Origin of the sequence: Streptomyces sp. NPDC056296 (assembly GCF_042268605.1) — a bacterium.
Lineage (GTDB): Bacteria > Actinomycetota > Actinomycetes > Streptomycetales > Streptomycetaceae > Streptomyces.
This window is the reverse complement of record NZ_JBHJRX010000018.1, coordinates 99,923-123,270: the sequence shown is the minus strand read 5'-3', so window position 1 is coordinate 123,270 and position 23,348 is coordinate 99,923. Positions and strand designations below refer to the sequence as shown.

Here is a 23,348-nt window from a genome sequence, read left to right as displayed (position 1 = left end):
GCGATGCGGGGACGGCAGGAGAAGTCCGGTCCGGACGGCGGCGTGCCGGGCCGCACGGCGGCGGTGCCCCCGCCGGTCAGGTCCACCGACGCGGGCAGGGCCGCCGACGTCGGCAGGGCCGGTGCGCGGGAGTCGTACGGCGGTGCGCGGGAGTCGTACGGCGGTGCGCGGGAGTCGTACGGCGGTGGGCGGGAGTCGTACGGCGGACAGGTAGGCGGTCAGGCAGGCGGACCTGCACCGGCGCCCGCCTCCGGGGCCGCGCTCGGCCCGCGGGAGCTGCTGGCCATCCAGGGCAGCGCCGGAAACGCCGCCGCCTCCCGCCTCATCGGCAGCCGTCCCGCCCCGAGCCCGCCGGACACACCGGGCGGTCCGCTCGTGGTGGCGCGGGCGCCGCTGGCCCCGGTCGCGGAGGAGGACGGAACGCCGGCCGCGGTCGCGGAGGAGGGCGGAACGGGGGAGCGGACGGCTGCCGTCCGGACTCCGCCGCGCCGCCGTCCGGCCCGGAACACCCGGAACACCCGGCGCACCCCGCCCGTCGCCGGCCGCAGCACGGGACCGGAGATCGCGAGACCGGGCAACGCCCCGAAGCATCCGCCGCTGGTGCTGCCCCCGTATCTGACGGACATGACGTCGGCGGGACTCTCCACCGTGTCGGGGCTGACCGGTCACGAGGCGGTGGGCCGGGCGGTCGCCGCGATCCCGGGCGGGGCGGACCGCGACGTGGCCACGGTGAAGCGGGAGCTGGCGGGGCGGCCGGAGACCTTCTACGGCCGCGGCCGGGTCTTCACCGTGCAGGGGAGCAAGGGCGCGTACGACGTCACGGTCTCCGTCCGGCCGGACCCGGGGCACGCCGCGCCGGAGCCCGCCCTGTTCGAGAACCCCGACGCCGCCTCGCCCGTCCTGCCGCAGGAACGGGCCCCGGCCGACCTGGCGGCCCGGGACAACGACACGAAGGTGGACCAGCAGCACTCCTCGTCCGCCACCGTGGTGACCGACACCGCCCGCTCGAAGCAGATCGGCCTCAGCGGCTCCGGTACGGTCCTGGTCCCGACGCCCGTGCCCGGCGTCTGGGGCGGCGCGCAGCTCGCGGGCGGCCTCGGGCTGCGCAGCGACCACGACGTGCACAACACCAGGACGGTGGCCGAGCCGCGCACCCTGCGCAGCTCCGGCGGCACGGTCCGGGCGCTGCGGCACGTGCGCTACACCGTGCGGATCAGACCGCAGGGCCCCTACGGCACCGCGCGGGTCGTGGAGGCCGACGGCACCCTCACCATGCGGGTGCCGCAGGAACACCTCGTGCCCCTCGGCACCGAGCGGCCGGCCCCCGGCCCCGCATCCGATCTCTCCGAGGAGCAGCGGAAGGGCGTACGGCAGGCCACCTCGATGGCGGTCGTCGGCGTGGAGGACCGGGGCGCCCCGCACGCGGGCGGCGGGGGCCTGTTCGACCAGGTGAACTCCACCCTGCACCCCCAGGCGGCGCCCCCGGACTCCGCCGACCGCACCCGGCTCTACGAGGCCACCAGCGCCGCGACGATCCTCCAGGACCTGCCGCGCCTGCTGACCGGCTGGGTGGCGAGCGAGGACCTGTCGGCCGGCGCCGCCGGAGCCGAGAGCGCCTACCGGATGCGGGCCGACATCGTCTCCCTGACCCCCGCGTGGAAGGCCGGCCAGACCCAGCTGCGTACCCATCAGCAGGCGCAGCACGGCATGGGCGCCTCCATGGGCAAGGGCATGAGCGGCATGGCGGGGGCCGGCCCCGCCGTCGGTTTCGGCGCTCCGGGCGCGGGGCCGTCCGTACGCATCAAGACGATGCCCGGCGTCAGCTTCCGGCGGATGCGTTTCTCCTCGGCCGACCAGGCGGCGGCCACCCGGCAGGGTGCCGAGGTGCGCGGCAGCAAGGCCCTGTACCTGGGCCGGATCCTGCTGACCGTCGAGGGCACCGGGCCCGCCGCGCCGGGGCACACCGTCGCCCCGGCCGGCCGCTCGGCCCGGCACACCGTCGACGCCTGGGTCAGCATGCGGGCCGAGGAGGCCCACCACCTGGGGCTGCCGCTGCCCGCCGGCACGGAACCCGGCGAGCTGTTCACCAAGGCGGACCGTACGAAGGCCGACGGCACCCCCGAACGGGACGCCGACGGCAGCCCGCGCAAGGTCGAACGCCATCTGCCGTTCGACGCGATGGGCTCCAGCGCCGCTCTCACCCACCTCGACACCCGCCCCCTGATCGAGACGCTGGAGCGGCTGTTCGCGTCCGACCCCCGGCTGGCCGGCTATCTGCCGCCGTTCGGCGAGGCCGCCGCAGGCAGGGGCGCCACCGGTGGGGCCGCCACCGGCAGGGACACCGCCGGCGGGGCCGCCACCGGCAGGGGCGCCACCGGCGGATCCGCGAACCGCACGGACGCCGAGGCCCAGCGGCGCAACTACCGGGAACTGCTGACCGTCCTGTCCGAGACCAACCTGCGGGCCAACAAGGACCAGTTGCTGTCCACCGGGGTGCCCGTGCGGCTGCGCCGCAAGTCCGGGCTGAGGTCGGACGACGTACAGGTCCGCGTCCGGGGCCGGATCGGCCCGGTCACCTATCTCGGCGACACCCCCGACTGGCTGGTGCGCAGCAGCGCCGGCGTGGGGTCGAGCGGTCAGACGGGCGGCGTGTCCGCCCGGAAGGCGGGCGTCCAGGGCGCCGTCCAGGGCACCCTGGTGCCGGGCGCGCTGTCCGCGCAGGTGGCCGCCGAGGCGGCGGTGGAGAGCAGCCGCAGCGCCCAGGGCGGCCCGGTGACCCGTACCGACTCGCTGAACAGCGGTGACGTGTCGACCAGTACGTTCGCCACCCGGCTGTCGCTCGGCGTGCACGTCACCATGACCAGCCGCGAGCGCACCGCGAAGCGGGCCCTCACCCCCGGTCGTCCCGGACGGCACACTCCGGCGGCCGAGGTGATCGCCAGTTCGGACGACCGCACCGCCGAGGACAATCCCCTGCGCGAGCTGGGCGAGCAGGGCCAGGACGTGCGGCTGAGCGCCCCGACCGCGACCACCCTGGACGACGAGGCGTACGAGGGGCTGAACCGGCGCCGGGCCGCGGCGCGGCAGGGCCGGATCGGCAAGCTCGACGCCACCGGCATCACCGACCTGACAACCCGGCCCGCGGGCCGCGGTCTGCGGGACTGGGACTTCGTGGAGACCGTCGGGGACGCCAAGGAGATCCGCGACCTGGCCTTCATGCTGCTCTCCCAGGCCGCGCGCGGCGGACGTACCGACAAGCCCGGCGACACCGCGTTCGAGGCGGAGGGCCTGGCGCCGCGCCTCGCGGTCGAGGACCGGTTCGGCCCGCAGGCCGTCACGGCGGCCCTGAGGCAGGGCGTCAGCTCGGGCTGGGTGGTGGCGGGCCTGCGTCATCCCAGGCGGCTCGCCGCGCTGGACGGCGCGGTCGGCACCCGCTTCGCCCTCACCAACCCCCGTGTGCGGCACCGGAGTACCGGCGCGGGCATGGAGAACATGGCGCTCGGCGGCCACCAGGGCTCCGGACAGCGGGCGCGGACCAGGAGCAGGACGTACTCGGGCAACGCCCGGGCGATGGAGACGGGCCAGGGCTGGTCGATGTGGGAGACCCCGGCCTACCGCAACACCAAGGCCTCGACCGACGCCGAGAGCGCGACGCTGAGCGGCACGGTGGAACGCAACGCCGTCGCCCCGCGCAGCCGCCCGCTCTACCTCGTCCAGTGCGACCTGGCCGTCAGCATGGTCGCCGAGGTCGCCGTCAACGGCCGGGGCCCCTACACGGCGGCCAGGCAGCGGACGATCCCCGGCAGCGTCGGCCTGTGGCTCACCGGGGCCCAGCTGGCGGCGGCGGGGCTGCGCGACCCGGAGGAACGGGCGAAGGAGCAGGAGGAAACGCTCGCGCGGATGGGACCGGACGGCCTGTTCGGCACGCCCGGCCCGGCGGCGGAGAAGAGCGGCGGCAAGGGCGACGGCAGGAGCGGCGGCAAGGGCGAAGGCAGGAGCGAGAGCGAGGGCAAGGGCGAAGGCAGCAGCGAGGGCAAGGGCAAGGGCAAGGCGATCGAGACCGGCGCGGGAGAGGAGGAAGGCAGGGAACGGCAGCGGGAGACGGACACCGACACCCCGGCGGTCCCCACGCCCCTCCCCCCGCACGCCAAGGGCATGCCCATCGGCTTCGGCCTGATCGACGAACTGCCCGACTTCGTCCCCCTCCTGCGGCGGCTGCGCGCGGCCGTGAAGGACCGGAGCCTGGCGGAGGACCTGCTGCCCTCGCACCGGCTCGACGACCGCTTCGACAACGTGCAGCGGCTGCTGCGCGTCCTGGACCCGGCCGGCGCCACCGGCCTGCTCGCCGGGGCCATGGACGGCGGCGTGCCCGTGGAGCTGCTGCGCAACAGCAGCAGGCCCGGCCGCCGTGCCAAGCCGTACCGGGCCGTGTTCCACGTCCGGCGGACCGGTGCCGGTGAGATCGTCGGGCCGTCGGGCGGCGACCGCGAGATGGAGTACGCGACCGTGGCGGCCGCGCAGCGTACGAGAACCCACCAGGAGAGCAGCTCCGACGGCGTGGGCCTCGTGCTCACCGGCTCCGAGGCGGCCGGGGAGGCGGCCACCGACCGCAGCGCCGGGGTCCTCGGACCGGTGGCCGGCCGGTCAGAGGCCACCAGCCGGGCCGTCGCCGAGCGCGGGCAGACCGGGCTGCGGGCCATCGTGGGCGAGGCGCCGTCGGTGAAGGTGCGCGTCCCGGTCACGGCCGAGCTGGAACTGCGGTCCGCCGACGGGCAGGTGGCCCGCGTCGGTCTCGGCGGCGCCCTGGTGCACCGCGCCCTGGAGAAGGACCTGGCGGCCCTGGCCAACGTGACTCCGGTATCCGAAGAGCGCCTTCCGGGACGGCGGCCGGAGGTCGCACCGGGCGGGAGCGGCGCCCACCCGGCCGCGCTGGGCACGTGGCGGGCGGCGGGGGCGAGGCTGCCGATGGAGGCGCAGGCCGACGGCTTCCGGGGCGCGCCGCAGGTGCGGGCACTGATCGGCCGGGCGATGGCGAGCGCCGACGCGGGCACCGGCCCCGGCACGGGAAGCGCCGCGCACTACGCGCACGGCGAGGCGGTCTCCACCGAGTGGCTGCTGGCGGCCCTGCCGCTCCTGGTGTCCGCCGGTGCCGAACTGCCGCCGGTGCACATCTCCGGCGCCGAGGGCCGCGACGTCGACTGCGAGTTGCACGCGCGGCTGCTCGACGCCCGGTCGCTGGGCGAGAGCGAGGCGATGACCTTCGAGACGGTGGCCCAGAGCGGCCCGGAGGGCCCCCGTCCCGCGAGCGTGGAGCACCGGCAGGCGGCGCGGCACGGCCGTTCGGCGGGCTTCTCGGGCGGCGGCGGACCGGTGCGGGTCGAGCAGTCCGGCCTGACCAACGCGCCCGGCGGGGTCGGCAGCGAGGGCGGCGCGGCCGGAACGGTGGGCAACGCGGCCGGCACCGTCCCGCTCCAGAAGCCCAAGGAGACCTCGGCGCTCGTGCAGTTCACCCTGGAGTTCCGGGCGGTGGCGCGGGTGCGGCGCCGGCACACGCAGGGGGTGCGGGGCGCGGTGGCCGTCGGTGTCCGGGACGGCGTACTGCCCATCCCGGTGGTGATCCGGATGCCGGCGTCCGAGGCGCGGCGGTTTGCCGGGGGCGGGTAGGACGTGTCGGTGGGGGGCGGCCGGTCCGGGGCGCGGCGGTTTGCCGGGGGCGGGTAGGGCCTGTCGGTGGGGGCGGCTGGTCCGGGGCGGCGCGGCGGTTCTCTGGGGCGGGTAGGGCCTGTCCGTTGGGCCGCCGGTCCAAGGCGCGGTGGTTCGTCGGGGGCGGTAGGACCTACCCGTAGGGCCGCCCGGCGATTCCCGTCGCCCGCCCGGACTGCCCCCGAGGCTGCCCTCACGGACCTGCCGGAGGCGGGGGTGCTCCGGTAAGGCTGGGTGGTCAACCGTCCGGTGTCGAAGGGAGCGTCGTGCGCGCGCACGGAACGCGGAGCCGATCGTCCGACGAGCGGGACGCGACGGCCCGCCAGGTGGCCGCGCCGAGCGCGCCCGTCCAGCGGATGCTGACCCTCCAGCGCCTGGCCGGGAACGCGGCCGTGGCCCGGTCCGTCGAGGCGGAGCGGCACCAGCACGGCCCGGGGTGCGGGCACGCGGCGCCGACCGTGCAGCGCCGGGAAGCCCCGCACGAGCACGGGCCCGGCTGCGGGCACGGAGCCGCGGAGGACACCGGTCCGACGGCTCAGCGCAGCCTCCTCGACGCTGCCAGGAACACGGCGAGCACGTCGCTCCCCGGGGCCTTCCTCGCCAAGGCGAAGCCGTTCTTCCGGAACGACCGGCTCTCCGAGGGGCGCGTGCACGACAACCCGATAGCCCAGCGCGCCACCGCGGCCCTGGGCGCCGAGGCCATGACGGTCGGCAAGCACATCTTCCTCGGTCCGAATACCGACACGAAGACCCTCGTCCACGAGGCCAGCCACCTCGACAAGAACATCAAGGGCATCCCCGAGACGGGCAACAACCACGGTCCCGGCCTCATCGTCACGGACCCCGGGCAGGGCTCCGAGCGGGCGGCGGACACCGACAGCGACGCCTTCATGTCCGGAGCCGGCACCGCCCCGTCCGTCGTCGCGCAGCGCAGGGTCTCGGAGCAGGCGGACGGTACGGAGACGGCCGTCCAGCGGAGCACGGGGTCCGAGGGTGGCGGCACTGTGCAGCGGGCCGGGGACGACGCGCTGCGCGCTGCCCGGAACCCGGCGGAGATGATCGCCGCCCTGGAGGCGTCGGGGCATTCCAAGGACGACGCCTGGGAGCTGATGCAGTACATGGGAAAGCAGCAGTTCCCCGCCGGTGAGGGACAGGCGGACTTCGACATGCTTTCCCACATCAAAGACGTCGAGAAGCACAAAATTCCCGCTGTCCGCAAGACCGCGTCCCAGAGCCTGCTGGCCAAGCGGTGGACGATCCGCCACTACACGGGTGATGACCCGAAGTCCCCGCCGACCTTCCGGGACATCATGTCGACATACGACAACGCGAAGGCCGGAGGGGCGAGCGCGAACACGAACGTCGCGGACTGGCGCTCGCTGGGCAACATCAAGTTCTCGTTCTACCTGGTGGCCGTCGACGGCAAGGTGCCCGACCGCAACTGGCTCAACAACAAGCACTGGTACGCGGAGTGGGACCTGGACAGCATCCCGGACTGCTGGGTCTCCGCGGACCTGCTGGAGCGAATGAACAAGAACATGGACGCGGACGGAGCGCGTGAGGCGCTCAAGGGAGCCCATGCGTTCCGGGGATCCGGCACGAAGCTGAAGGAGCTGTTGGCGGCCTCGGCTTTCGGAGCGGGAAACGAACCGGCCGCGGCACTGGACGCCGTGATCGGCGGATCCTTCGAACTCAAGGTGCCGAACGGCCTGCCGGTCAGCGAGTGGCACCACAGGTGAGAAGGGTCCGCGGGGGGACGTGAGGGCAGACGGCCAGGCCCTCGCGACCGCCCGGCCTGCCCCTCGGGCTCCTGACGGTGCGTCGGGACGTGCGTAGCGTCGGTGTGTGAGCCTTTGGACTTCGCTGGAGCCCGCGTCCGCCACCGTTGATCCCGGGAGCAGCACGCGTGTGCGGCTGAGGGTGCGTAATACCGGTGATGTCGTTGACGAGTACCGGTTCGAGCCTGTGGGGGATGTGGCGCCCTGGACGACGGTGGAGCCGCCGACGCTGCGGCTGTACCCCGGGACGACCGGGACGGTCGAGTTGACGTTCGCGCCGCCGCGGACCCCTGACGCGGTCGCCGGGCCGAATCCGTATGCGGTGCGGATTACGCCGACGGAGCATCCGGATGCGGTGACGGTTCCTGAGGGGAATCTGACGATCACGCCGTTCGCCGAGGTGCGGGTGGAGTTGGTGCCGCCGACGGTGAAGGGGCGGTTCCGGGGTCGGCCGCGGCTGGCGGTGGACAACCTGGGTAATACGAAGGTGACGGCGTCGGTCGCGGGTAGTGATACCGGGGATCATCTGTCGTACGAGATCCGGCCGGGGAATGTGCAGATCGAGCCGGGTCGGGCGGCGTTCGTGGAGACGACGTTGAAGCCGCGGCAGATCATCTGGTTCGGGTCGAAGGAGGAGCGGCCGTACACGCTGGCGGTGCGTCGGTCGGGGGTCGAGCCGACGGAGGTCGAGGGTACGTATGTGCAGCGTGGGTTCCTGCCGGGTTGGCTGGCGGCGTTCTTCGGTATCGCGCTGGCGTTGACGATCGCGTTCGTGATGATCTGGATCGCTTACAAGCCGCAGGTCCGTAGCAGTGCCGCGGATCAGATCGAGCAGGCGGGCAGTGCGCTGGCGCCCAGTCCCAGTCCCAGTGCCGCTCCGGAGACGCTGCCCAGTGCGGCCGAGTCGCCTCCCGAGGTACCGAAGGTGCCCGAGCAGCCGGCGTCCGAGGAGCCCAAGAACGACGGCGGCGGCGGTGGTGGCGGCGACAAGGGCGGCGGCGAGTCGAAGAAGGCCGATCCGCCAAAGCCCCGGACCGCGGCCACAGCGGTGAAGGAGATCGCCGCGCGCAGCGAGGGCCGGCACATCTGCTACCGCGCCTATGTGGCGGACCGGGGATGGCAGGACCCGGTGTGCGACGGTGCCGAGGCCGGCACGGTCGGCAAGAAGCTGCCGATCAAGGCTCTCAACATCGCTGTGGCCGGGACGGGAGGCGTCACCGGCAACGGAGCCCATGTCGTCGAGGGGTGGCTGACCGGCTCCAAGTGGAAGAGTGCCGCCGACGGCGTCGACATGTACCTCGGCAGCTCCAAGGAGGCGATCTCGCCTCTCCAGGGTTTCACCCTCAAGACCGTGGACGGCGCCGTCTGCCCGAACACCCACGTGAAGGACAAGGGCTGGCAGAAGCAGGGCTGCACCAAGCCCGCGGACTGGCGGTACTTCGGCAGCCCGATGGACCGGAAGCTCCAGCTGGAGGCTGTCCGTATCACCGTGTGAGGGAGGCTCCGAGGGCAACCGGGTCTGCCCCTCGAACTCCTGACGGAGCATCGGGACATGCGTAGCGTCGGTGTGTGAGCCTTTGGACTTCCCTGGAGCCCGCGTCCGCCACCGTCGATCCCGGCAGCAGCACGCGTGTGCGGCTGAGGGTGCGTAATACCGGTGATGTCGTCGACGAGTACCGGTTCGAGCCCGTCGGGGACGTGGCGCCCTGGACGACGGTGGAGCCGCCGACGCTGCGGCTGTACCCCGGGACGACCGGCACCGTCGAGTTGACGTTCGCGCCGCCCCGGACCCCTGACGCGGCCGCCGGGCCGAATCCGTATGCGGTGCGGATTACGCCGACGGAGCATCCGGATGCGGTGACGGTTCCGGAGGGGAATCTGACGATCACGCCGTTCGCCGAGGTGCGGGCGGAGTTGGTGCCGCCGACGGTGAAGGGGCGGTTCCGGGGTCGGCCGCGGCTGGCGGTCGACAACCTCGGTAATACGAAGGTGACGGCGTCGGTCGCGGGTAGTGATACCGGGGATCATCTGTCGTACGAGATCCGGCCGGGGAATGTGCAGATCGAGCCGGGTCGGGCGGCGTTCGTGGAGACGACGTTGAAGCCGCGGCAGATCATCTGGTTCGGGTCGAAGGAGGAGCGGCCGTACACGCTGGCGGTGCGTCGGTCGGGGGTCGAGCCGACGGAGGTCGAGGGTACGTATGTGCAGCGTGGGTTCCTGCCGGGTTGGCTGGCGGCGTTCTTCGGTATCGCGCTGGCGTTGACGATCGCGTTCGTGATGATCTGGATCGCGTACAAGCCGCAGGTCCGCACCAGCGCCGTCGATCAGATCGAGCAGGCGGGCAGTGCGCTGGCGCCCAGTCCGAGCGCGAGTCCCGAGACGCTGCCGAGCGCGGCCGAGTCGGTGCCCGAGGAGCCGAAGGCACCCGAGCAGCCGGCTTCCGAGGAACCCAAGGGCGACGGCGGCGGGGGCAAGGGAGACGAGGGCAAGGGCGGCGGCGAGTCCAAGCAGCCCCCGAAGCCGAAGCCCGTCGTGCCCGCAATGAACGTCATGCTGCGCAACGCCAGCACCCAGATGTGCGCCGACGTCCCCGGACGTGAGAAGGGGAAGGCCAGAGGGATCGTCCAGCAGGCCAACTGCCACCTTGAGGGCGACAACCAGTTCTGGAACCTTGAGGTGAAATACGAGAAGGGCGGTCCCGGCGGGGTCCCGCTCTTCCAGATCCGCAACGTCACGGACAAGCTCTGCATGGACCTGGGGGAGTACGGACCCCGTCCGATCGGAACGGGGGTCGCCGAGTACCACTGCGACGGCACGCTGGCCGACAACCAGCTCTGGTGGGTGCAGAAGCAGGAGAGCGGTGACTACTGGATCCGCAACTTCGTGAGCAACAACAGGTGCCTGAACGTCGAGGGCCGGAACGGCGGCACCGAGACCCGGCTGAACATCTCCGACTGCACCAACGTCGACGACCAGGAGTGGAAGATCATCCACCCCAAGAAGGAGGGGTGACCGGGGTCCGGGTCACCAACCGCCTTCGCCGGGCACCAGACGCCCGGCCTTGCGGTACTCGCGGCGGGCGCCCTCCAGGAGGTCGCCCGCCGTCACGTGGTCCCCGCGTCCGGCGGCGAGGTAGGCGGCGGTGACCACCGCGCTGCGGATCGACCCGCCCGCCAGCTCGAAGTCCCGGGCCAGCGGGGCCGGGTCGATGCCGTCGGCGGACGGGACGTGCGAGAGTCCGTGCCGCCACAGCGCGAGCCGCTGACCGGCGTCCGGGAACGGGAAGTCGACGACCAGGTCCAGGCGCCGGGTGAACGCCTCGTCGATGTTGGCGCGCAGGTTGGTGGTGAGCAGGGCGATGCCGTCGAAGGACTCCAGGCGCTGGAGCAGGTAGGCGCTCTCCATGTTGGCGTACCGGTCGTGCGAGTCCTTGACCTCGGAGCGCTTGCCGAAGACGGCGTCGGCCTCGTCGAAGAGGAGCACGGCGTCGGTGCGGTCGGCCTCCGTGAAGATCCGTTCGAGGTTCTTCTCGGTCTCGCCGACGTACTTGTCCACGATCGACGACAGCTGGACCACGTAGAGGTCGAGGCCCAGGTCGGCAGCCACCACCTCCGCCGACAGGGTCTTGCCGGTGCCGGACTCGCCCGCGAACAGGCCGAGGACGCCCCGGCCGCGTCCGCCGCCCGCGCTGAGCCGCCAGTCGCCGAGGACGCGGTCGCGGTGGCGGGCGCGCAGGGCGAGTTCGCGCAGTTGGACGAGGGGCGCGTCGGGCAGGACCAGGTCCCGCCAGTCCACGGCGGGGCGGATCCGCCGGGCATGGCTCTCCAGGCCGGAGGCCGACTGCCGGCGGGCCGCCAGCCGGACGTGGTCGGCGGTGACCGGGCCGCCGTCGAACGCGGCGAGGGCGCGGGCGGCGTGCGCGGCCCGCTGGATCCGGTCGCCGCCCAGGCGGTAGGGGGCGACGGCGGTGGCCAGGTCGAAGCCGTCGGCGTCCGGGCCCAGCGCGGCCCGCCAGGCGGCCGCTCCGCCGGCCCGGCGGCCCGGCGCGTCCAGGACCAGCGGGTCGTGGGGCGCCCACTGCGGGTCGTACGGGCGGGGGTCCGTCAGCAGTACGGTCACGTCCGTCGCCGCGGTCAGCGCCCGCACCAGCGGGCCCGGTCGGCCGGGCAGGCCGGACACCACGACGGCCCGGCCGCCGAGGCGTGCCTCGCGCAGCAGTTCGGGAACGGTGGAGAGGTCGTCCTCGGGTCCCGAGCAGCACAGCGCGTCGAGGCCCGCGGCGCGCAGGACGGAGGCGAGGGCGGCCAGCCCGTCACCCTCACGCTGTTCGCGCAGGTAGACGGTGAGCGGGCCGTCGTGCAGCCGTGCGACCAGGCGGCGCGTGAAGTCCTCGGCGCCGGCGCCCACGGGCAGCGGGTCCGGCATCGGGTGCAGCCGGCCGAGGAGCGCGGCGTCCGGGGTGTCGTCGCCGAGCAGATGGCCGGCCAGTCGGTCCGGGACCCGCAACGAGCGGGTGAGGAAGGGCCGCTCGGGCTCCTCGACCTCCAGCAGACCGAGCGCGCGCAGCGGTGCCGAGGTGTGGAAGCGGGCCCGGACCGCCGCCAGGTGGGCGGGCACCCCGCACAGGTCCAGGGCGAGGCCCACGGTGGCGCGGCGGCGGCTCACGTCGTCGTTGAGGTAGCCGTAGAGCGGCTCGAAGGTGCGGTCGACGTCGGGGGCGAGGGCGATGAGCAGGACGGCGGTGTCCAGCTCGGTCAGCCCGGTCCTCCCGGCCAGCAGCGCCAGCCGGTCACCGGGACCGGCCGGGGCGTCGGCGGACGCGTGCGGCGGGGCGGCATCGGTGCCTTCGGCAGCTTCGGTGCCATCGAGGGCTTCGTCGGCGTCGGGGGACGGCCAGGTGCGCAGCAGGTGGCGTACGGCGTCGTCGGACAGGTACAGGCCGCGCAACGGGTCGTCGGCCGTGGGGTCGGTGGCGGCGCGGTGCTCGACCAGCGCGGTCACCCGCTCCCGCAGGACGGCGAGGTGGGCGAGCAGGGCGTGCGCGGGATCGTCGTGCGAGTCGTACGCGTCCTGCGAGTCCTGCGAGTCCTGCGAGTCGTACGGACCGTACGAGTCCTGCGAGACGTACGGGTCGGTCGGGTCGGACGGGTCGCCCGTCGGGGTGCCGGAGGTGCCGGAGGTGGCGGCTGTCGTCGCGTCCTCGGTGGGGGCGCTCACCGTTGGTCCGTGCGGCGGTTCACCGCGTCCTTGAGAGAGGCCGCGTCCTTGCGGGCGGCGCGGGCGGCGGCCACCTGGTGCGGCCGGTGGGAGCGCTCGCTGGACTGCGCCGGTTCGCCGGGCAGTTCGCGTACCCGGACCACCGCGCCCTCGGTGACCGGAGGCCCGGCGTCGTACTCCGGGAAGGCGGGGAAGGGAGCGGTCACCACCAGGTCCAGGGACGGTTTCAGCTCGCCGCCGAGGGCGGACCAGATCTCGGCGAGGGAACGGGACTCCGTCTGGGTGCCGGCCACCGTCAGCGGCATCGACAGCTCCAGTGCCCGCAGGGCGGGCGGGAGTTCGGAAGGGGCCAGGACCTCGCGCGGCAGCAGGGTCGCCAGTACGGCGGACAGCAGCCGGTGTTCGTCCTGCGGGGTCTTCGTCCAGGCCGTCACCAGGTACGACAGCCGGAACCAGCGTGGCGGTCGGCGGCGCCGCACCTCGATGTCCCGCTTGTCGCGCACCGACACCCGTCCGCTCTGGCGCCGGGCCACGTCCTCACGGATGTCGTACAAGTAGGCGTTGACCACGGGGGCGTTGCGCCGGGCCGCCCAGTCACGGGTGGGTGCCTCGAAGGACACGTCGATGCCCGAGCCCGTCAGCGCGCCGCCGCCGAGGAGGCTCTTGAGGACCTCGTCCACCTCGTGGATCACTCTCGCGCTCCCGCCCTGCCGTCTCGCCGCAGCCGTCCGCCACTGTCCGTCACCGATCGTGCCCCGGGTGCCGTCCCGCCCGCAGGCGCGCCGGGGACGGCGGCCGGGCAGGCCACCCTGCCCGTGCGGCCCCGAGGGGCCGCCCTCGATTGCCCGTTCGGTCAGATGTAGCCTTCCCGCAGGGCATAGGCCACGGCGTGCGCGCGGTTGCGCAGATGGAGTCGCGTGGTGAGTCCGTGCATGACGTTCTTGACGGTCCGTTCGGAGTAGGACAGCTTGCCGGCGATCTCTCCGGTGTCGAGGCCCTCGGCGACCAGTCGCAGGACGTCCACCTCGCGGGGTGCGAGACCCAGCGAGGGGGCGCCGGGGCGGCCCGCCGCGCCCCGGTGCAGGGTGCCCACCTGGCTGATGAGCCGGCCGAGCAGGTCGGCGGGCAGGTCGCCGTCGCCGCGGGAAGCGGCCAGTACCGCCTGCACCAGCCGGTGGGCGGTGGCCTCGTGCCGCCAGACGATGGCGCCGACGCCGCACTCGACGACGTCCAGCAATTCGCTCTCCCGGATCGCGCCGACCACGAGTACGGCGCGCGCGCCCTCGCTGCGCACGATCCGGCGCAGCCGGGTGAGCGCCGCCTCGTCGAGCGCGTCCTCGATGAGCAGGGCCACCGTGCCGGGGCCGGACTCCTCGCGCAGGTCGATCTCCGGGTGGCGGCGCAACTGGCTGACCGCGCCCTCGCGGCTGATCGGGTCCGGAGCGGACACCGCCACCGGGACACGCCGGTCGGTGACGCCGACGGCTCCGTCGGCGCCGAGGGTGGATGCAATGGTGGTCCGGGGTGAGTTGAGCAACCGTTTCCCCCCTGTTCACGAGCCCGCCGTTCGGCGCAGGCCGGTAGCGGATGAGCGTGTTCCACACTTCTGTGACGGCTGGGGCTGCGCAATCGTGGAGCACCACGAGGCACACCACGAGACCAGCGCGCAGGCCCTCCCGAACGGGCCGCCGCGTGGGCGTTCCAGCAGGTCAGGAGGGTCTTGTGCAAAGGCACGCGGGTCCGTGACGCCGGGTGCGCACCGCCGTGAGCCTCGCCACAGCCACCGCCCGGGCCACGGGATGCCGTTGCCGTTCGTGGGCCACCTCACACCACCCGCGTCCGCATTCCTACGTCTCACATGCCGGGGGAGCACCATCCACCACAGGAGGCACCGATGACCGGACCGCTCCGCGAACGCGACGACGCCCTGGCGCTGCTCACGGCCGAGACCGAACGCGCCCGGGCCGGCACCGGCGGCCTCGTCCTGCTGCGCGGAGCCACCGGCACCGGCCGCACCGCCGTACTGGAGGCCGCCGCCCGGCACGCCGCGGACCGCGGCCTGCGGGTGCTGCGGGCACGCTGCTCACCCGAGGACACCGGCGTCCCCTTCGCCACGGTCCTCCACCTCCTCGGTCCGGTACCGGAGTTCACGGACCTGGCGCCGGGCGGCGACGACCGCGGCAGCGCGGCCCGGCTGTGGCGGCTGCTGCGCTCGTACGCGGACGAGGGCCCGCTGCTGGTGGCCGTGGACGACGTCCACCTGGCCGACGACCCCTCGCGGCGCTGGCTGATCGAGGCGGCCCGGCGCGTCGACCGATTACCGGTACTGCTGGTGGCCACCGAGCGCAGCCAGTACGACATCGAACCGCGGCCCGCCGGACTCACGCAGGCCCTGTCACCCTCCCTCGTGCGCACCCACACCCTCGCGCCGCTCAGCGACGCGGCAGCGGCCGGGCTGGTCCGCGGCGCCTTTCCCGCGGCCGGGCCGCGCTGGACGCGGGAGTGCGTCCGGGCCGGTGCCGGCAGCCCGCTGCTCCTGCATGCCCTGCTCGACGACCTCGGCGGCATCCCGCGGCAGGACGGGTCCGCACCCGACGGCGCGCCGCCCCTGCCCGACACCTGCGCCGCGCTGTACCCCGGGACCTACCCGGCGGCCGTCTCCTGGTGGCTGAACAGCGCCGGCCCCGCCACGGCCGACGTGGCCCGCTGCCTGGCGGCACTGGAACAGGCGTGGCCGCCCGGCACGGACGGCGACCCAGCCCCCGACCCGGCGGTCCTGCCGAACGGACGCGGGGCGGCCGGGCATGCCCTCATGCCCCCCGGCACGGAGCCGAGCCACGCCGCCGCACCCGACCACGCGCAACGCGCGGGACACGACCGGCACGACCAGCATGCGCGGGGCGCCACGCCGCCCGCCACGTCCGCGCGGCGTGACCAGCGCGGTCAGTTCGCGGAGTACGAGGAGTACCCGGGGTCCGACCAGGACGTGCGGCCGGGGCAGGACGACCAGTTCGCCCGGCATGACCGGTCCACGGATGCCGCGCAGCACACCCGGCCCGCGCAGCGCGACCAGGGCACGCAGTCCGCGCAGGGCGGGCAGCCCGGCCAGGGACCCCTGTGCGCGCCGCACGATCCGTACGCGCAGCCCGCGCAGCCCGCGCGGCGCGATCGGCCCACGGAGCCCGCGCCGTCCGTCCGGTCCGCGCAGCGGGACCAGGACATGTGGCCCGCCCAGGACACGCAGCCCCCGCGGCCCGACCCGTACGCCCAGGACGCGCCGCACACCCCCTACACGCAGCCCGACCAGCACGCCCCGTACCCCCAGCGCACGGAGCCCACGCGGTACGCCCCATACGCCCCGTACCCCCAGTACGGCCGCCTCTCCGCGCCGCCCCCCGACGCACCGCATCGGACGGCGCCGGGGCAGGCCTCCCACCCTCCCCGGGGGCGTGCGGCCGAGGCGGGGGCCGGGGATCCGGTGGATCTGCTCGCCGAGGCGGCCGGTGTCGATCCCGCGCGGGTCGCCGGGTGGCTCGCCGCGATGACGCGGCTGGGACTGCTGCGCCCGGACGCCGACGGCCGCCCCCGCTACGCGCACCCGCTGCTGCGCGACGCCGTGCTCACCGGCTGGCCCAGGCCCCGCCGGGAGGCGGCGCACCGGGCGGCGGCGGAGGCGATGCTGCGCCGAGGCGACCGGGTCGAGGCGGTCGCCCGGCATCTGCTGCGGACGCCGGCCGTCGGCCTGCCCTGGGCGTTGCGCGTCCTGCGCGACGCGGTCACGGTCGCCGTGCACGACGCCCGGCCCGACGACGCCGTCGGCTATCTGCGCCGGGTGCTCGACGAGCCGCTGCCGGACGACCTCCGCCAGCGGCTGCTGACCGAACTGGGCTCCCTGGAGTACGCGTCGGCCGACACCCCGGCGGCCATCGCGCGCCTCGCCGAGGCACAGCACCTGCCGGCCGACCCCCGCAACCGGGTACGTACGGCCGTCGCCCTCGGCACCGCGCTGGCCGGCCGCGGCGAGATCCGTACGGCCATGGAGGTGCTGCGGCGTACGGAGGGCAGGCTGTCCGGCCACCCGGGGCTGACCCGCACCGTGCAGACCGCCGGCCTGCTGCTGTCCGACGAGGACCTGGCGACCCGGCAGGAGGTGTACCGGTGGCTGTGCGAGACCGGTGAGAACTCCCCGGAGCTGGTGGGCACCGCCGGACAGGCCCTGCTCGTGCGGCACGCGGCGACGGCCGCGCTGATCTCGGCCGAGGAGGCGATGACCCGCGTACGGGCCCTGCTCGCGCAGCCCACCGACCCGCTCGCCGAGCCCTTCCTGCTGGGCACGGCCGCCGCGGTCGCCCAGTGGGCCGACGAACTCGACGAGGCGGACCGGCTCGTGGAGCGCGGCCTCGCCGGACAGCACCCCGCCCTCCTGCACCCGATGCAGCACGCGCTCCTCAACACCCGCGCGGACATCGCCGGGGCCCGCGGCGACCACGCCCGTCTGCTCGCCACCGGCGGCGCGGCGGGGGGCCGGGCGCCGTCCCGTACCGGGCCCTCGAACCGGGACGCCCACGCCGTGATGGCGCTGGTCCACACCGGTCGCACCGACGAGGCACAGCGCCTCGCCGACCGGTTCGACCTGCGCGAGGTGCCGGAGAACTGGGAGCTGAACCGCTTCCTGTACGCCCGGGGCGTGTTGCGCGCCGCCACCGGCGACCCGGCGGGCGCGCTCCACGACTTCCTGGAGTGCGGACGGCGCCAGAGCGCCCGCGAGGTGGTCAGCCCGGTCGTCACCCCGTGGCGGACGGCGATCGCGGAGTGCCGGCTGGCGCTGGGCGGCGGTGAGGAGGCACTGGCCCTGGCGACGGAGGAACTGCGGCTGGCCCGGGTGTGGAACACCCCGCGCACGGTGGGCCGCGCCCTGCGCGTGCTGGGCACCGCGACCGGCGGGCGGCGCGGCCTGGAGCTGGCCGAGGAGGCCGTACGGACCCTGCGGGACGCGCCCGTCGACACCCACATGGAGCTGATCCAGGCGCTCATCGCCCAGGGCCGTCAGCTCGCCGCCACCGGCGACCGCGGCCGCGCGCGCGACTGCCTGCGCGACGCGGCGGAGCTGGCCGAACGCAAGGGCGCCCCGCGGCTGCTCGCCATGGCCGGGCAGGCCCTGCGCGAGAGCGGTGCCCGGGGCCCGGTGACGGCCCGGACCGGCTCCGGGGCGCTGACCGGCAGCGAGCGCCGTATCGCCGAACTGGCCGCCGACGGACGGACGAACACCGAGATCGCCGACCTGTTGCACCTGGCCAGGCGCACCGTGGAGACCCACCTGACCAGCACATACCGGAAGCTGCGAATACGCCGCAGGACCGAGCTGCCCGGCGCGCTGGGCGGGGGCGGGGGCGGTCGGCCCAGGGACGCGCACCCCACCGCACGGAGCGCCACTCAGGACACCGCCCGCAACACCCCTCAGGACTGAGGATCGCCCGGTGCGAGACGCCCTTCGTCGGCCCGGAGCCTGCTGTCGTCCGCCGTCTCGGCGAGCAGCCGCCGGGCGACCGGCTCGGGCATCCGCACCACCACCGGGGTAGGCAGGGTCAGTTCCCGTACCGCCGTCCCGGTCCGGTGCGTGCCGCGCGCCACGACCCGCGCCACCACCCTCACGTCCACCGTGAACTGGACGAGGACGGACCGCTGCTTGGGCTTGTGCACCGGCATCGAGCCGGAGCCGTTCGCCGTCATGTCGGCCGCCCCGCCCGCGCTGTCCGCGTTGGCCAGGGCCTGGTTGAGCCGGAACTCGGTGGCGTTGAGCAGGCCCGCACCGAACAGTCCGCGCCCCGCCCGCCCGCGGTCCGCCGAGTACTGGCCGTCCTCCTGGGTGGGCCGGGGGCCCTCCGGGCCGCTGGGTGCGACCGCCTCGAACGACATCCTGGCACCCGTGCCGAGCACCTTGCCGGCGCGCAGCCGCGCGTGCACCGAAGCCCGTAGATCCTGGCCCTGGAGCCCGCTCGCGTGCACCGGCGGCAGCTCCGCCCCCGCGTTGGTCAGCAGCGGCAGTGCCGAGATCATCCACTCGGTGGAGACGGCCTCCTGGAGGGTGTACGCGGCGGACTGCCCCGTGTCGCGGTACCGGTGGCCGCCACCGGCCTCCTTCACCGCCGCGTCCACCAACTGCCTTACGTGCGGGGCTCCCTGGAAGCCGTTGACCTGCGCCTCCAGCGGCAGCCTGACTCCCCCGGCGCGCCAGGCGCCGAGCCGTGCCGGGTCGGCGTCCGCGGCGGCGGGCGGCCGTTCGTCGGCCGGCCGGGCGGTGACGGGCTCCAGCCGGGCCAGGGCCGTCAGGTCGTCCTTAGGCACGCGGTGTACCAGCTCCTTGCGCCCCAACTGGGCCAGAGCCACCCGGCCCTTCGCCGAGTGCAGCTCCAGCGAGGCGTCGACCGGCACGCGCATCTTCGCCGGGCCCGTGGAGGAGTCCGCGACCAGCTTCATGCCGACCTGGGCGCGGGAGACCGAGCCCTCGCGCTGCGAGTCGGCCGTGGTGGCACCCAGGCCCGCGACACCGCCCGTGCTCTTGAGCACCCCGGCGCCGCCGTCCGGTTTGGCGGAGCCCGCGAAGACGCCCTCGGCGCCGAGCGAGCCGCCCTGCTCCTGGGAGTCCGTCCGCTGGGTGGTGGCCGAGGTGATGTACTCCATGTCCCGCTTGTCGGTCGCCATCTCGGCGAACCTGCCGGGACCGGACCGGCGGACCCGGAACACCGCCCAGTACGGCGTTCTGCGGCCGTCGAACAGCTCCACGGTGACGCCGCCGTCCATGGCGCTCGACAGGAGCCCCTCGGCGCCGTCCCGGTCCAGGACGCGCAGCAGCCGCTGCACGTTGTCGTTGGGGTCGTCCAGCAGCCGGTGCGGCAGCAGGTCCGCCGCCAGGCCCTTGTCGCGGCGGGCGAGGGCGCCGCGCAGCTCCGTCAGCAGCGGCACGAAGTTCGGCAGGTTCTCGACCATGCCCATACCGAGCGGCAGGCGGGCGTCGAGATCGGGCACGGGCTGCGCGGGAGTGCGGGCGGGGTCGGCGGGCGGGACCATCGGCGCGCCGCCCTGCCGGTCCGCCGGCCGCCCACCGGCCCGCCGGGACCCCTCCGCCTCCGTCGCCGTCCCCGTTTCTGTTCTTGTCCCCGTCCTCGTACCCGTCCCCGTCTCCGTCCCCGTCCGGTCCTGCCGGGGCGCGAGCGCGTTCTCCGCCCCCTGTGCCCCGGCCGCCGCCGGCTTCGGCAGCCGCAGCCCCTGCGAGGACAGCTGTTCCGCCGTCAGCCACACCCCCACCTCGCCCGGCAGTGTCCGCGCCTCCGTGGTCACGTACGGGCCGCCGCCGGTGACCTTGACCTCGGCGACCATGGTGACCAGGAGGTCGCACCGGACGAGGTAGAGCGGGGCCTTGCGCGGGGTGTGGGCGTTGCGCTCCACCGTGCCGGACACGGTGACGCCCCCGGCGGTGCTCTCCCCCTTGCTCCGGGTCACCGCCGCGCCCTGCCCGGTGCGCCACTCGGCACCGTTCTGCAGGCCCATCAGCCCGCCCTGGTACGTCGTGGTGGTGCCGCGCCCCTCCTGGCCGCCGGCCTGGTGGCCGCCGAGCAGGAAGGTCTCCGTACCGGGGCCCGAACCCTCGTGCATCACCCGCGGGTTGGTCAGCGCCAGCCGCATGCCCACCGCCCCGTCCAGCGCGGCGAGCCGGCGCGGGTACTTCAGGTTCTTCACCACCCACCCCGAGGACACCGCCTGCCGCAGTGCCCCGGTGAGCGCGCCCGGACTGAGCCGTTCCTCGATCGCCTGCCGGGGTGCGAGCCCCTCGGTCTGCAGGGCCCGGTCCTCGCGGAGCCCCTTGTCCCTGGCCGCCGCCCCGGCCAGCAGGTCGAAGGCCAGGTCCCGGATGGGCGCGCCCGAGCCGACGGTCTCCACCAGCGTCCAGTTCCGCAGGGCGCGGCCGCTCGCCGGGCGGGGCGTCAGCGCGGCCAGGTCGCCGATGCCCGCGGCGTCCACCCGCCACTCGGGCCTCCGCCGCCGCGCCCCGCGCGCTGCCCTCTCCTCGTCGAGGCGCCGCTTCTCCTCGCCGTCCAGGGTGAACTCCGTCGGCGTGACCAGCCGTACGTCCTGCTGCTCCACGTCCATCCGGGCGATGCGCTCGGGTTCGGGCACGTCGCGCCCCGGCGAGCCGGGCAGGACCGAGCGCCGGGCCTTGCGCTGCCGGTGCGTCATGGTGACCTGCACCTGGAGGTTCAGCGGTGCCGAGAAGACGCTCGCGTCCTCGGAGCCGTTGGTGAGGACGTCGCTGCGGGTGGTGGGGCCGGCCTGGTTGCGGCGGGCGCTGATGTGGTTGCGGTCGCGGCGGGCCGTGCCCGTCAGGACGCCGGGGACGATCCGCACCTGGCCGATCGCCGACCAGCCGGTCGACCGGGAACTGCTCCGCCCGCTCTGGAGGTTGCTGCTGACGCCGGAGTGGCTGCGCACCAGCCACTTCTCGATGTCACCGGCGTACTCGGCGTCGCCGAGCGTGCCGGTGACCCGTATCTGCACGTCATGGGCGTGCATACGGCTCTTGTGGCGCAGCCGCACCGGGACGCCCGTGGACAGCAACTGGTCCTTGTTGGCCTTCAGGTTGGTCTCCGAGAGCCGGGTGACCAGCTCCTGGTAGTTGTGCCGCTGGGCCTGGGCCTCCGCCGCGGGGGTGCCGAGCTTCCGCTTGTCGCCGAAGGGGGGCAGGAAGCCCTCCAGCCGGGGGTCGGCGGCGAACATCCTCTCGATGGACGCGATCACCCCGGTGGTGTCCAGCTTGTCGAGCGCGACGCTCGCCCCCATCGCCCCGAACGGCAGGTGCCGCTCGACGTCCTCCTCCGTCTCCTGGCCGCCCCCGGCTCCCTCCCGTCGCCGCTTCGGTCTGGTGACGAGCGGGCCGGCGCTCACCCCGGGCGGCAGCGGCAGCCCCAGGTCCTGTGCTTCGTCCGCCCGCAGCGTCATCCACATCTGGACGGAGTGGTGTGCCACCCGGGAGGCCCGGCCCAGCAGCATGTTCGCGGAACTGGTCCCGGTGCCCTCCACGGTGAGGTCGACGGTGGCCAGGTACAGCACCTTGTCGCCCCGGACCTCGGCGCCCACCCGGCGGGCCGTCGTCTGGTCGTACTGGGTGAAGCGGGCCTTGCGGGCGGCGGCGGTGGGCATCGCCCCGGCCCGGGCGACGGCGGCGTTCATGGCCACGCCGACACCGACGGCCGGTCCCGCGCCGATCGCGCCGGAGCGCCCCTTGGCCGCGGCGTCGGCGGCCGTGTGCTGGGCGTGGGCGTGGGTGCGCAGCTGGGTCTCGCCGGCGGCCCAGCCGGGGGCGAGGCCGGCGATCCGGGCACTCATCCGGTACGCGCCGGCCGTACGGGGGTCAGGACCGGTCAGGTCGTCACTGACGACGCCGTTGCCCAGCAGCCGGGGCATGTCCTCCAGCACGGTCGCGGTGGAGGTCGCCGCGTACAGGCGGGCCCGCCCGGGGGAGCCGGGCTCGGTGAGCGAGGGGTGCAGCACTGAGGCGACCGCGTCGAACAGCCCGCCGCCGCCCGCGTGCGGCCCGGAGTCGTCGGTGCGCGACCCGGAGTCGTCGGTGACGGCGACCGGGGCGAGGGAGCCGGCGTGCCGGACGCGCTTGGCCAGGGCCGGGTCGGCGAGGCGCGGCGCTGCCGGGGGCGCGGCGGTGGCGTACGGCACCAGGCTCTCGGTCGGCACCCGCATGGTCAGCGTGCCGGTGCCGTACACGGGCGGTGCGGGCGCCGCGTCCTGCTGCCGGACCCGTACGCCGTAACGCACCCTGCGCGGCACCTCGACCGTCCCCGACTCGCTGCGCAGCACCCGCGGTTCGGCCACGCCCTTCTGGCCGCGGCTCTCCTGGGCGGACTGCCAGGGCTGGGCCTGCGCCATGCCCACGCCGCCCACATAGAGGCCCGGCGCGACGGGCGCGAGCCCGAAGAAGGTCCCGCCCGCGCCGTAACTCGTCGAGCCGCCCGAGCTGGCACCCACCGTGGCGGCGGAGTTGTGGTGGACGTCGACCTTGGTGGCCTCCTCCTGGGCCTGCGCGAGGGCGGCCGGCTCGATCTCCGGGGGCCGTTCGTCGGTGGCGGGGGAAATGGTGACGGTCACGTCGAACCAGCCCCGCCCCTCGCCCCCCTCGACGGCGAACGCGCGGCCCTGCCCGTAGAACGTCTCGGGTCTCGCGGCCAGTTCCGTCGCGATCTCGGCGACCGCGCCGTCGCCGCGCGCGACGGCGCCGGCCACGACGGTGCGGACGAAGTCGTGCCCGGTGACCCCGTACGTCGAGGACAGTCCCGGGGCCTGAAGGCCCAGCAGGTACGGGGGGAGGGTCAGACCGCGCTCGGCGGCCTCCGGCACGGTGCCGAGGCCCGGCCCGCCAGGCCCGCCCGGCGCGGTCGCGCTGTTCGCCGTACCCGGCCGCATCGCCCGCGTGGCCCTCGAATTGCCGGCGCTCTGCTGGAGCGCGAGCATGGAGCGCGGCCCGGGGCCGCCGGCCTGACCGAGGCCCTGCGCGCGTTCCGGCCGGGGCACCGAGGGCTTCCGCCCACGGGCGCCGTCCTGGCGCTCGTCCGTCTGCCGCTGTCCCTGCCGCTGTCCTCGCAC

Annotated in this window: 9 protein-coding genes; 5 read left to right on the top strand and 4 right to left on the bottom strand. The window is 74.8% G+C overall.

The annotated features are described in order from the left end of the window. Positions 1–3 precede the first annotated feature (3 nt). The 4 genes from ACFCZF_RS15925 to ACFCZF_RS15910 all read left to right on the top strand — a co-directional run bounded on the left by ACFCZF_RS15925 (position 4) and on the right by ACFCZF_RS15910 (position 10,493). Positions 4–5,664 (top strand): hypothetical protein, encoded by a 5,661-nt coding sequence (locus ACFCZF_RS15925; RefSeq protein ID WP_376672143.1) that lies wholly within the window; start codon positions 4–6, stop codon positions 5,662–5,664. 305 nt (positions 5,665–5,969) lie between these two features. Further along, positions 5,970–7,442 (top strand): DUF4157 domain-containing protein, encoded by a 1,473-nt coding sequence (locus tag ACFCZF_RS15920; RefSeq protein WP_376672142.1) that lies wholly within the window; start codon positions 5,970–5,972, stop codon positions 7,440–7,442. Between the two features lie 106 nt (positions 7,443–7,548). After that, complete coding sequence (locus ACFCZF_RS15915) at positions 7,549–8,976, top strand: hydrolase (RefSeq protein ID WP_376672141.1); 1,428 nt, start codon at positions 7,549–7,551, stop codon at positions 8,974–8,976. A gap of 74 nt (positions 8,977–9,050) precedes the next feature. Then, entirely contained in the window at positions 9,051–10,493 is a 1,443-nt protein-coding gene (locus ACFCZF_RS15910) for a ricin-type beta-trefoil lectin domain protein (RefSeq protein WP_376672140.1), read from the top strand. A 12-nt stretch (positions 10,494–10,505) separates the two neighbouring features. Here the strand turns inward: ACFCZF_RS15910 and ACFCZF_RS15905 are convergent, their stop codons facing one another. From ACFCZF_RS15905 to ACFCZF_RS15895, 3 genes are all read right to left on the bottom strand, one after another. After that, positions 10,506–12,698 carry an ATP-binding protein gene (locus ACFCZF_RS15905; protein ID WP_376672139.1) on the bottom strand — a complete coding sequence of 731 codons (2,193 nt, stop codon included), beginning with the start codon at positions 12,696–12,698 and terminating at the stop codon, positions 10,506–10,508. Next, the gene (locus tag ACFCZF_RS15900) at positions 12,695–13,390 is read right to left on the bottom strand and encodes a DUF4255 domain-containing protein (RefSeq protein WP_376672138.1); all 696 of its coding nucleotides are present in this window, start codon (positions 13,388–13,390) and stop codon (positions 12,695–12,697) included. Before ACFCZF_RS15900 ends, ACFCZF_RS15905 begins: the two co-directional genes overlap by 4 nt. A gap of 161 nt (positions 13,391–13,551) precedes the next feature. After that, a complete protein-coding gene (locus ACFCZF_RS15895; protein WP_375913018.1) occupies positions 13,552–14,235 on the bottom strand; it encodes a LuxR C-terminal-related transcriptional regulator in 684 nt (227 codons plus the stop codon). 357 nt (positions 14,236–14,592) lie between these two features. Here ACFCZF_RS15895 and ACFCZF_RS15890 point away from each other — a divergent pair, with 357 nt between their 5' ends. Continuing rightward, the gene (locus ACFCZF_RS15890; RefSeq protein ID WP_376672137.1) at positions 14,593–18,165 is read left to right on the top strand and encodes an AAA family ATPase; all 3,573 of its coding nucleotides are present in this window, start codon (positions 14,593–14,595) and stop codon (positions 18,163–18,165) included. Here ACFCZF_RS15890 and ACFCZF_RS15885 read toward each other — a convergent pair. Then, on the bottom strand, positions 18,156–23,348 hold the full coding sequence (locus ACFCZF_RS15885) for a hypothetical protein (protein WP_376672136.1): 5,193 nt from the start codon (positions 23,346–23,348) through the stop codon (positions 18,156–18,158). The two genes, ACFCZF_RS15890 and ACFCZF_RS15885, sit on opposite strands and share 10 nt — an antisense overlap.